The 10,876-nt window shown below is 69.2% G+C and carries 10 protein-coding genes and 1 pseudogene; 5 read left to right on the plus strand and 6 right to left on the minus strand.

What is annotated here, in order from left to right:
* Positions 1–14: 14 nt before the first annotated feature.
* Positions 15–1,259: a helix-turn-helix domain-containing protein gene (locus ACWGDX_RS01300; RefSeq protein ID WP_453620972.1), complete on the minus strand. Its 1,245-nt coding sequence runs from the start codon at positions 1,257–1,259 to the stop codon at positions 15–17.
* Positions 1,260–1,490: 231 nt separating this feature from the next.
* On the opposite strand from ACWGDX_RS01300, the gene ACWGDX_RS01305 reads away from it, so the two are divergent.
* Positions 1,491–1,943 (plus strand): hypothetical protein, encoded by a 453-nt coding sequence (locus ACWGDX_RS01305; protein WP_453620974.1) that lies wholly within the window; start codon positions 1,491–1,493, stop codon positions 1,941–1,943.
* 114 nt (positions 1,944–2,057) lie between these two features.
* On the plus strand, positions 2,058–2,747 hold the full coding sequence (locus ACWGDX_RS01310; RefSeq protein ID WP_453621034.1) for a class I SAM-dependent methyltransferase: 690 nt from the start codon (positions 2,058–2,060) through the stop codon (positions 2,745–2,747).
* A 52-nt stretch (positions 2,748–2,799) separates the two neighbouring features.
* On the opposite strand, the gene ACWGDX_RS01315 is transcribed toward ACWGDX_RS01310, so the two are convergent.
* Together ACWGDX_RS01315 and ACWGDX_RS01320 are read right to left on the minus strand one after the other, a co-directional pair.
* Positions 2,800–3,045 (minus strand): 8-oxoguanine DNA glycosylase OGG fold protein, encoded by a 246-nt coding sequence (locus tag ACWGDX_RS01315; RefSeq protein WP_453621036.1) that lies wholly within the window; start codon positions 3,043–3,045, stop codon positions 2,800–2,802.
* The gene (locus ACWGDX_RS01320) at positions 2,999–3,604 is read right to left on the minus strand and encodes an 8-oxoguanine DNA glycosylase OGG fold protein (protein WP_453620976.1); all 606 of its coding nucleotides are present in this window, start codon (positions 3,602–3,604) and stop codon (positions 2,999–3,001) included. The genes ACWGDX_RS01315 and ACWGDX_RS01320 overlap by 47 nt, the downstream gene beginning before the upstream one ends.
* 474 nt (positions 3,605–4,078) lie before the next feature.
* Between ACWGDX_RS01320 and ACWGDX_RS01325 the strand changes: the two genes are divergently transcribed.
* Positions 4,079–4,528: a lamin tail domain-containing protein gene (locus ACWGDX_RS01325; protein WP_453620978.1), complete on the plus strand. Its 450-nt coding sequence runs from the start codon at positions 4,079–4,081 to the stop codon at positions 4,526–4,528.
* Positions 4,529–4,745: 217 nt separating this feature from the next.
* Here the strand turns inward: ACWGDX_RS01325 and ACWGDX_RS01330 are convergent.
* Positions 4,746–5,261: pseudogene (locus tag ACWGDX_RS01330) on the minus strand (HNH endonuclease family protein); the annotation flags it as partial.
* Positions 5,262–6,336: 1,075 nt separating this feature from the next.
* Here ACWGDX_RS01330 and ACWGDX_RS01335 point away from each other — a divergent pair.
* Positions 6,337–7,734, plus strand: a complete 1,398-nt coding sequence (locus ACWGDX_RS01335; protein ID WP_453620980.1) for a hypothetical protein — start codon at positions 6,337–6,339, stop codon at positions 7,732–7,734.
* A gap of 257 nt (positions 7,735–7,991) precedes the next feature.
* Positions 7,992–8,336, plus strand: coding sequence for a hypothetical protein (locus ACWGDX_RS01340; RefSeq protein ID WP_453620982.1), 345 nt, complete (start codon positions 7,992–7,994; stop codon positions 8,334–8,336).
* A gap of 101 nt (positions 8,337–8,437) precedes the next feature.
* Here ACWGDX_RS01340 and ACWGDX_RS01345 read toward each other — a convergent pair whose 3' ends face one another.
* Together ACWGDX_RS01345 and ACWGDX_RS01350 are read right to left on the minus strand one after the other, a co-directional pair.
* The gene (locus ACWGDX_RS01345; RefSeq protein ID WP_453620984.1) at positions 8,438–8,713 is read right to left on the minus strand and encodes a hypothetical protein; all 276 of its coding nucleotides are present in this window, start codon (positions 8,711–8,713) and stop codon (positions 8,438–8,440) included.
* Positions 8,713–9,657, minus strand: coding sequence for a hypothetical protein (locus ACWGDX_RS01350; RefSeq protein ID WP_453620986.1), 945 nt, complete (start codon positions 9,655–9,657; stop codon positions 8,713–8,715). Before ACWGDX_RS01350 ends, ACWGDX_RS01345 begins: the two co-directional genes overlap by 1 nt.
* Positions 9,658–10,876: the final 1,219 nt, after the last annotated feature.

Here is a 10,876-nt window from a genome sequence, read left to right on the forward strand (position 1 = left end):
TCGCCGCAGAGGCATCAGCTCGACCGCGTCACAGCGGTGTGCAGCTCACGGACGCCGCTGGTGTGCGGGTGCCGCTCGGCCAGCTCGGTGACGATGCTGCGGATCGCGGGCCGGTCACGGACCTCGCCGGGGCTGGCCCGGTAGGCATCCAGCAGAGCGTGAGCGGTCTGCTCGGGCCGCTTCCATGCCCACCAGGCCCGCGCCATGTCGGTACCCAGCCGCGCTTTGCGCTCGGCAGTCGGGAACTGTGCAGGCCGCAGATCCTTCCCGGCCTCCAGCGCGGCTCCCGCGTCTCCCAGCGCCCAGTGCACGCCGACCGCATAGAGGTCGACGGCGGCAGGGCTGAGGGGGAAAAGACGCCCTGCCGGGGTGTTCGGCGGCAGCCGCCCGGCGGCGCGGCGGGCCTCCTCGGTCATCGCCAAAGCCTCCGCTCGCTGACCGCCACGAGCAGCGGTGTAGGCCAGCGTGCACAGCATCTGTGCGTACGCGGACGCCGCCGCCTCAGTCCGAAGACCGGTCGCCTCCACGTTGCCGGCCGCCATCTGCATCAGATGCTGCGCTTCCTGGGTGCGGTCCTGGTGACGCAGCACGATCGCCAGTTCCCGGGCAGCGGCGGCCGCCGCGATGGGGGAGCCGGACACCTCCGCCCAGGTACGGGCGCGGTCCGCAGTGAGCCGGGTCTGTTCATACGAGCCGAGCTTGCTCAGCACAGCGGCGGCCAGGCTGTACACAGAAGACAGCCGCGCCTGATCGAGCTCCCGCCGGGAGACGGCGGCGGCATGCCCGTCCGCGATGAGCCCGGGCAAAACGGCGAGCAGCCGCGCATGCGCGCCCTTGTCGTACAGCTCCCGGGCGGTGGTCAGTCGGCCGTCCAGCGGCCCACTGCCGGTCGGTGCCGGCGTGGCGGCCAGAGCCTGGTCAACCCCCAGCAGCAGCGCGGCGGGCCCTGCGGCTGCCGTGGCGGTGAGCAGCGTACGGCGGCGCATCGGGTCCTCCTCGGCGTGACTGGCCGTCACTCTAGTAGCCGCCGATGCCATGGGGACGGGTGGCGCAAGGGAACTCACCAAGACCTGTCGCGGAACACCGACTTCGAACGCGGCACGGTGGACGAGAGACAGGTCGACGACCCTGCTGCTGCGCTCAAGCCGGGAAACGGTGGCCGGCGAGCAGCCAAGCCGCTGCCCGAGCATGGCCAGCGTCCAGGCGCGGTGCTCGCGGCCGAGTCGGATGAGCGCGCCAGGACGCCGCTGCACGGCCAACTCACGTGCTTTCGGGGTGTTCTAGAGCGGGTCAACGGGCACAGGCCCCTCCCACGCGCTGCACGACTGGAAGACCTTCACGGTATGGGCACCCGGCACCGCAGTCGAGACCGCTTGCACGACATGCAAGTACCTTGCACAGAAAGGCAATTGATCATATGTCAGCCGGTTGTCGAAGTGTCCTTGGTGAATCGCCCCGAACCGCGGGGCACCGTCCGACGGAGGCATCTCATGCTCACCGCTACCGTCACATCCTGTGTGGCCACGACTCCGGCTGCCGGCCGGTTCCGCTCCTTACAGGAGGTCGTGGCGGCCGACCTGTGGAACAAGCAGGTCGGGCTCCTCATGCGCGACTACCCCTACGACTCGGTCATGGCCACCCGGGTCCTCGGCCAGGCGTACGCCTACCTGCTGAGAGGCGAGGCGCTGGGGCTCGCGCCGAGCACGCTCGTCGACATCGGCGTCCACACGATCATCCTGGACACCCTGGCCTACGCCGAGCTGTGCGACCGCTTCAACGACGGGTACTTCCTCCATCACGTGCCCAAGGTCGACTTCAAGAACGACGGCTCCGTGATGAAGACCGCGCACATCGTCGCGGCAGACGGATGGGACGTCGATCTCCCTCTGTGGGCGGACGCTGCCGACTGCGGCCCGTGCCACCCCGGCAACGACTCCCACTGACCCAGCACGAAATCTCTGGCCCCGGCTCCCTGGCCGGGGCCAGAACTACGTCCGGGTGAGAGTTCAGCCGAACCAGCCCGCGGCCGCTAGCAGGCCGCCAGGATGGGGCGGGTGATCACCAGCACCCCGGACCTGTGGCGCCACTACGGCCGCGCCCGCGCCAGCAGCGACCGCGCCGTCCCCGACACCTTCTTCTGGAGCTGGGACCAGGACGCCGGACCCGGCCCAGAAGTCCTGGGAGATCTGACCGGCCGGCACGTCGGCGACCTCGGCGCCGGCGCAGCCCGGCACGCCGCACACCTGGCAGCACATCACCGGCCCGCCCAGATCACCGCAGTCGACGCCTCACCAGCCCAGCACGCCATGGCAGCCGACCTCTACGCCCACCTCGCCCCACGCCTGCGCATCGCCCTGTCTGACGCGGTCTCCCACCTACACGAGATGCCCGGCACCTACGATGTCCTCTACAGCGTCTTCGGCGCCCTGGACTTCACCGACCCGCGCAGGACGCTGCCAGCCGCAGCCATCGCTCTTAAGCCGGGCGGGCGTCTCGTGTACTCCACCCTCGCCCACTATCTGAGCGGAGCGCCCGCCAAGCCCGAAGCGGCGCCCGGCACCATCTCCGCACGGACAGCGGACGGCGAGACGATCACTATGAGCCGGTGGGTCCTCCAGGAGCGTGTATGGGCCAACCTCCTCGCCGAGGCCGGATTTACCAAGATCACTTTCAGTGTGCTACCCGCCACTGCCGACGGACCGCGCACCGCCGACACACTGCTGATGAGCGCCTACCGCCCCTCCTGAGACGGGGGAAAGCGGTTGGGTCTGGAAGTCGCCTTTTGCGCCATCAACTCGATTACTCCCATGCGGCGTTGAACAGCGCGCATTCGAGCAGGTCAGGGGTTGCACTGGAGGGCCAGCCGCCGCCGGCGGCCAGCTGACGGGCGGCGGCGAAGGAGAGGTAGACCCCGTAGCGGTGGGCAGTCCAGTTCCTGTCCGCCCATACCCAGGCGGCGATGGAGCCGTCCGGGTCGTAGCCGGTCTCCCGGCCGACCTCAGCGGCCAGCCGGCGCAGGCGCCGGGACAGGACGCGGTCGAGGATGAGCGGCCGCGGGCCGCGGGCCGTGCGCGGGCGGCAGCGCGGCGCCGGAGAAGTACAGGAACTTGGTGAAGAAAGACGGCCCGAACCAGGGAACTTGCTGGTGGAGTGCCGCGTAGGCCTCTTGTGGACCGTGCTCGCGCAGTTCGGTCACTGCGGCCGCCAGTGTCGTATCGAGGCCTTCGAAGGCAAGGATCTTGTGCAGGGTGGCCGGGCCGCTGCCGCCTGGGGTGCCGCGCTTGCCCTTGCCCCACACGTACGTCGTGACCAGCGCCTGCGCGAAAGCCTCACGCTGCAGCGCGTCGGCGACGGCCAGGGCCACCTCCGTCCGGCTGATTGCGGCATCACCGACGGTGGAGGTGGGGGCCAGTACCGAAGGCCACGGGGTGATCTGCGCCCACCGGCTGGGGGTGTAGCGGACCGTGTGCGCGCCAGGCGTCCCGTCCGCGTAGGCCGGCGCGTTCTGACTCCACCAGCGGCCCAGTGCTCGCGCGGCGGCATCGGGCAGCGGACGTGCGGCCATCTCCCGGTCCACCGCGTCCGCACGGTCCTGTCTGTTCACGTTCTGCTCCCCCGAGGCCTTTCTCTGATGGGCGCCGACCGTCACCCGTAACGCCGTCCCGCAGCAGCCGTCCCGGCGGGCGGGCGCTGAACAAGATAGCGAGGTCTACGGCGTGCATGCGGTTCGAACCAGCTACCAGCCCCGGGCCATGCCGCCTCCTGCCTGCCCCGGTGCCCGTTCGTGGGCTCGTCAGCCTGCCTGCGGTGTGGCGGGCACACGCCGCTGCACCGTGGGGCCGTTCGACCAGGCCGCGCTGTTACTCACTTTCGGGTGACCGATGGCGGAGGGAAGACGCACGGCACCGCCAGCGGGTCATGGCGAGGCCGTTGCTCGTACCGTCTCGCGGGGTGAAGGACCGTCAATCTTGCGCGATCGCTGTATACATGGAGGTTACAGCTGAGAGTCATAGAAATATGACGGGACTGTCATGACCTTCGCGTACCCACCACATCCCCTCCGCATGGTGGGCAGGGTATGGGTGTGCGGCCGACCGGCCGCCGACCCGCACTACACACCCCGGGTGACCACCCGGCCCGCCCGTACCACGATGTGGTCATCAGCAGCGTGCAGTACGACTCGCCGGGACGCGACGACCGCTCCAACCGGTCCCTGAAGAAGGAGTGGGTAGACGTCACCAACACCACCCGCCGGGCGGTGAACCTGGACCACTGGACGCTGACCGACAAGGCCGGACACCGCTATACCTTCCGCCACTTCCGTCTGGAGGGCCGGGCCACGGTCCGGGTCCACACCGGCGAAGGCCGTGACAGCGCCACCGACGTCTTCCAGGACCGCCGCACCTACGTGTGGAACAACGACCGCGACACGGCGACCCTGCGCAACGACCGTGACCGCTTGGTCGACGAGGTCTCCTGGGGTCAGCACCGTGGGGAGCACCGCAACGGCGGCAGCATGCGCCGCTGACCCGCCTGCCGGTGGCCGGTGACCCCGGGCCTGGCCTGCGGCACTCCGGCCCGGCGGCGCCCCTGGTCCAAAGCGCACCGCCGGGCCGGAAGCGATCGGCTGTGTGCCGGTGACCGGCGGCAGTGCTCGACTTCCGCGCACGGACGACGGTGGTGTGGGAGTGTGGGGTGTCCGGGCCCGCCGCTTTCCCCCGTAGCCGCGGGCCCGGACCTGTGTCTCAGCGGGCGTAGGTGACGGAGATGGGCTGGTCGGGGCAGGCCGCGAGGCGCTCGGCGAGCGCCGTCTGCTCGGCGGGGTCAACGGACAGCTGGTAGCGGGTCTTGTCTGCGACCCAGTCGGTGACGTAGGTGCACCAGTAGCCGGCGTACGGAGGCAGCCACTCGGTGGGGTCCTTGTCAGCCTTCGACCGGTTGGAGGCTGCGGAGACCGCGATCAGCGCGCGGGAATCGTCGAGGTCGTTGGCGTAGGCCTCGCGCTCCTTCGCCGTCCACGCGGAGGCACCGGAGTCCCACGCCTCGGCCAACGGAACCAGATGGTCGACGTCCAGCTTGCCCGCACTGTCGAAGTAGCGGTCGTCGTAGGGGCTGTACCAACTACCCCCGGTCAGAGCGCACTTCGCGCCGATCTCGGGGGCGGTGACGGCTTCCTCCAGGAGGACTTCGGCGCGGGTGTTGCAGCCGTCCCTGTCGGCGTCTGTCCAGTGCTTGGAGCACGCTCTGGGTGTAGTCGTTCTCGCCCCTCTGGGCGTAGAACGTGTGGCGCATGCTGTCGGCGACCGCCTGGGCCAGCGCCTTGCGGTCCCGCATGCGGACGATGAAGACTGCGACCGGCATTCCGCTCGCCGGCTTGATGAGCGTCTCGTACGCGGCGGCCATAGACGTGGAAGGGACCACGTCCATGGCCGTGTGGAGCTGGTCCGCCCACCTCTGGTTGATGATGTCCGGCAGGACGTCCAGGTCGAGGCAGCGGAAGTGAGGCGCCGTCGCATACAGCGTGCCGCCGACGAACCGCTTGGCCGTCAGCAGGCTGACCGGCTCGGCGGCCACGAGCGCCTGGAGCAGCACCGGGTCCACCGCGCCCGAGGTGACGACGTTCGTCGCCGCCTCGTCCAACGAGACGTCCGGGTTCGTCAGCAGCGCCTTGCGCGCCCCGCGGAGCCTGGTCACCGGCTGCGGGTCCGCCACCGCTTCGGGGCGGCGCAGCAGGGGAGGGAGCCCATCGTCGGGCTCGGGCCCGTCCAGGCCAGCGAAACTGTCCGATGAAGTCATGGTCCTGCACTTCCTGGCATCGTCGCGCAGCAGGAGCGCATGAGCCTCTGCTTCCACTGCGCGCCGTCCCCAGGGGCGGCGTGCACCGTCACGCTCCATCAACGGCTCCCACGCCGTGACATCCCGTGCCGACCGGCGTTCCACGGCAGCCAGCGAGTTGCTGGTCAGTTCGGTCCGCCAGGATCGAACGTTCCCCGTCGGCCGATGTCCAGTCCGTCAGGACCGGACACGCGCCGTCTACGGGTGCCAGCCGCTCTTATGCACAGGGTCAAGCCCTGCAGCATTCCAGCGCCGTCTAGCCAGGAGCGGGTGCGCCGCCGGCAAGCGCCGGCGACGCACCCGCCTACGCCCAACTCCCTCTGTCCTAAGGGCAGAACGAAGGCCCGCGGTGCAGGAATCAACCTACGCTGATCGCCGGACATCAGACGTCGACAACCCTGCGCCCGCGCCGAACTGGTGCAGGAGCTGACCTCGGACTGAGGGTGCGGTGCCGCAGCTATGGATCTCGTGACTGGCGGAGGTGAGCTAGTTTCGTGCCGTATGGAAGACATTTCCCAGCTGCGGCAGGCTGTCCTTACCTGGCTCGAGCAGGCGCGCGATCTGCCCTCCATACCCCAGGCCATCACCGATACAGCACTGTCGACGCAGCCGGCGTTCGAAGCCGTCATCAACGCGGTGGTGAACGCCGCGCCGAAATCCGAGCACCGCGACCTGTACGGCAAGACCGACGGTGACTGGCTGCCCCGATGGTCCACGCTGCTGGGAGGATCGAGGCTGGGGGATGCGACCCGTCTGGTCGCCCAGGGCGCGCCGGTGCCGGTGGAGGAGGCCGCGGACAGTTTCGTTGCCTTCTGCACGGCCCCCGCACCCGCAGTGGAGCGCTGGCTTCTGCTGACCGGCGAACTCCCCGAGGGGACACGGATCCCGCTGGGCAGCCACACTCTGCAAGCCTTCACAGCCGACGAACTGAGGCAGCTGGGGCCCATGCCTGTCCTCCAGGGACTCCAACCGGGCGGGCTCGACCTCGATCTCTTGGCCGGCGCACCGTTCATCCACGCACCGAACCCCGAACGCGCGCCGGACCGCAGAGGCCCGGGCTGGTTTGATTTCTCCGGTCCGCGACCGGAAACACGGCACTGGAGGGCGCTGCTGCCACTGCTCCTGTGGAGCGAGGGCCTGCTGCATGTCGACGCGGTGTTCGGCGTCGAGCGCAGCCGGTACTTCGATCTGAACCGAAACCAGGTGCCCACCACCATCCAGGTCTACGAGGACCGCCACGGCAGTCCGGAAGAAGTCGAAGTCCGCGATACAGGAAGCTTCTACATCGCTTCGGCTGACCTCCCTCGGCTGCAGGCCTTCTGTTCCGCAGTGACAGCGAAGATCGATGCCGTCATGGACGGCATTACCAGCAGCCGACGCCTGCCCAAGCAGCGCGCCCGGCGCCTTGAGCGAGCCGCCCGCCACCTGCTGCAGGCCTACCAGCGCACTTACCACGACGACGGCGTGTGGGAACAAGAGATAGACGAGCTGCACCTGGACTACGTCATTGCGTTGGAAGCCCTGATGGTCAGCCCCGACGACAAGAACGAGGGCATCAGCAAAAGGATCCGGACCCGCACAGCCACCCTGTTTCCCACCTCACTGCGCGAGCCCGTCGAGAGCAGAGTCCAGAAGGCGTACAACGCGCGCTCAAGATACGTACACGGAGACCTGCTCGCAGACCAGGAGGAGACAGAGAAGCGCGCCGAACTGCGTAAGCTCAGGCTGCTCGTCCGGCAGGTCGTCCTGCGCTGGCTCATCCTCACCCCCTGCAACACGCAAGACCTCGCCCCTCGTCTTGACGCCGCAGCCGACTGCACCAGCTGCGCACGCGCCATCGACGAGCCCCTGCGCGCCTTCTTCCAGGAATCGCCGCCCCAGGACGGCATCCGGGCCTGAGAGCCGTCAAGGAGCCGCCCGTTGCCGCAGCCGACGTCATCGCGCGCTGTAACCGCCGCTGCGAGGCAGGGCAGTTGGAGGCGGCTGGCTCTTGTCGCCGGTGCCGCGTATATGTCCGCCTGATCGTCGTCGACTGCGGGGGCTGTGCCCCCGGAACGCCGGTGCTCCGCCCGCGCGTCGGACGGTGGTGGTTGGTCGGAGACCACCGGCTGGCCCACGCCTCGCGCGTGCTGATGGACCGCGCGGGGAGGGGTGCGGTGGCGGTACCGGTTCCTTACATCAACGCCTACCTCGCCCGCGCCCAGCACCTGAAGACCCTGCACGGCGACAGCATGAAGCAGTGGCAGCGCCTGGTCCTGTACGCCCTGACCGACGCCCTCGCCCACAACCACCTCCTGGTCGGCACCCTCGCCGCGTATCTCCAGCGCCAGGACCTCGACGCCGACCTGCTGCGCCGCTACCTGCAATCCCCCGACCCTGACCGCTACATCACCCGTGAGGCCGTCGAGCACCTCGACGGCCTCACCGGCGCCGTGCCCGAGGAAGCGGCCGAGCCGGTCTGGACCGGCATCGGCCGGCGGATCGCTCGCCACGGCGGCTGACGACGGCGCCAGCTCGATGCTGAGCGCGATGTTCTCCGCGGGCTCGAGGAACACGTCGCGAGCGCCGGGCCCGGGCGTGGTAGGCGCGGCGCGGGCCGGACTCACTCAGGCCGAAAAGGAACGCGCTGCCGTCCGGCAGCGCGGTCGGCCGACGCGGCGGGCAGGGCACGGAGCCCGACGTCGTACGCCATCGCGCCGAGGGCGAGGACCACGAGCGGCCACACGAGCGGGGACGGGATGGTGCCGTGGACCAGGGCCGCGCCGACACTGCCGGTGCTGAGTACCGCGGTGCAGGCCGGAACGCTGGGCAGGGCGATCCGCAACACCACCTCCCGACCCCGGGGCGGGCTGGCTGAGACGGAGTTGCGGGCGCTCATCAGTCGCTCACCGTGATCGCCTCGGCCGCCGCAGCGCGGCCGGTGCTGCGCGCAGCGAGCCGCTTCACCTTCCGGCGGACCTTCTCGCCCTGGATCTCCGGCTGCGTAGCACCAACGGCCATGGCTGCTTCGGCCCAGGTGGTGACTCCATTGGTGGCGAGGGCGAGAGTCACCGCTCGCTCGGCCGGGGAGAGGGCCTTCAAGATCGTGTTCAAGCGCGGGTCCTCGAAGCCGACCTCGACTCCGGTGCCGGGGACGGCCTGCCCGGAGACCAAGTCGTACAGGGTCAGCCCGTCGCCGAGTGGGGTGTCAAGCAGCAGCAGCCGCGAGTGGTTGACCTTGCGGCGCCAGACCGGGGTGAGCTGCCGGTGGATGACGCTGGCCTCTGACTTCAGCTTCTCCAAGGCATCAGGGGTCAGGTGACCTTGGTCGTAGAGAGGGTCCGCCCAGTTGCCGAGCAAGGCGGTGGAGACCGGCTTATTCCATCCGCTCCACCTCTCCAGCACCTCCGACGTGAAGGAGCGAATCGTGGTTCCGTCACCGACGAGCGCGGCCTCGCGGGCGCTCAGCGCCTGGATCACCTCAGGGACCGGCATGTTCAGAGACCGGAACCCGGACTCGATGGTCTGGTTGGCCGGGTGGCCGGCCTTGAGCACCGCCACGCCGGTGGTGGTGGTGATCATCATGGGAGGGGCGACACGGTCGAACGGCTCCGGAAGGTCGAACGTGCCGTCCACGTCGAGAGCGACGCTTCCGTCCTCCCGGAGGGTCACGGTATCGCCGGTGTTCTCGCTCCAGTGGGCCGGGAACAAGGCCATGACCGCTGCGCCGGTACGCGAATCCCAGTTGAACTGGCTGATCCGCTCCGCCAAGTCGGTGTGGACAGAGCCGTCATCCTCGACCATGGTGTAACTGGGCGTAGGCGTCAGGTCTTCGGTGGCCATGGGCGTCTCCTTGTCGGGGAAAATCCTTCTCCTCTCGGTCCCGGCACGGGCCCGATCCGACAACGCACCCCCCGAATCTTCCTGTGATCCACATCACGGCAGCGCGAGGCCTCAGAACTCGTGGGAGTCGACCGCCCTTCGATTCGTAAGAACCGACCGGTGCCGGTCTGGAGCGTCGATAGGGCCACAGCGGCAGGACCGGCCGGACCATCCGGCACGAGATCTTGTCGGCCCTGTGCTCGTCCAAGTAGCCGGCGGTTCAACATCTGACGGACACGGATGTCGCCTGGATCGTCCCCAACGCACCGCCCCCGGCTGCCCGGGCATGCCGGCCTCGGCGAACCACTCCAGCACCGCCAGCCGCCGATCACGTCCCTGCCGAAGATGCCGCGCGCCAGCGCCGCCGCGCTCTCCACCACCACCGGATCGACCGCGTCCACCACCGATCCTCGGCCCCGCCCGCCGATGACACGGCAGCACCCCCGCCCGCCGTCAGCTCTCCAACTGAGCTGACCGTCACCACCACGCCCCGCTTGGCGAGTTCACGAACCACCTGCAGATCAGCCGGACCCGGCGCCCCTCGTGCCACACCCCATTACAACCCCGAGAAGTACCCTCTCTCAAACAATTCGGTCTCTGGCTCACTGGTCACCAGCACCATCCGGCACCCCGTCAACCCCGAGGAAACCGCCCGACTATGACCCCGGACCACCGAACCCGCACCAGAACGGCCACCGCCCTCACCCTCCTCATCACCGCCGCCCTCCACCACCCCGGTGACCTGGCGGCCCTCCTGATCGTTCCCACCGCCGCACTCGGCGCGATCACCGCCATCCTCGCCCTCGCCGCAGCCTTCGCCCCCACCACCGCCACTCGCACACACTCCGCAGCAACATCACGATCTCCAACCCGGGGAGGCACTAACCCCAAATCCGGATTCCCGGAAAGTTCTCCACGAAGGAAACACTTCACCCGCCCCTTCACAACCAGCCGCCCGCGGAGCGGGCCCCGGTCCGGGAGCGCAGCGGACGGACCTCAAGCCCCTGGGAACCGGGGCCGCTTGAGCCTGCGTTAGCAGGCTCACAAGTCCCTGAAGCGCAGCAAAAGGGACTCTCGGCTCGAAGCGCAGCGCAGAGCCGGACCTCCCCGCGCAGCGGGGAGGGTGACACTTCGTCAATCTCCGTGCAACGCACGGGGATTGACGAAGTGTCACCCTCCC

This window comes from Streptomyces sp. NPDC055025 (genome assembly GCF_053608565.1).

Coding starts and splice junctions, on each gene's coding strand:
- ACWGDX_RS01305 (WP_453620974.1), top strand. CDS start 1,491: ATGCTCACCGCTACCGTCACATCCTGTGTGGCCACGACTCCGGCTGCC.
- ACWGDX_RS01325 (WP_453620978.1), top strand. CDS start 4,079: ATGGGTGTGCGGCCGACCGGCCGCCGACCCGCACTACACACCCCGGGT.
- ACWGDX_RS01335 (WP_453620980.1), top strand. CDS start 6,337: ATGGAAGACATTTCCCAGCTGCGGCAGGCTGTCCTTACCTGGCTCGAG.
- ACWGDX_RS01345 (WP_453620984.1), bottom strand. CDS start 8,713: ATGAGCGCCCGCAACTCCGTCTCAGCCAGCCCGCCCCGGGGTCGGGAG.
- ACWGDX_RS01350 (WP_453620986.1), bottom strand. CDS start 9,657: ATGGCCACCGAAGACCTGACGCCTACGCCCAGTTACACCATGGTCGAG.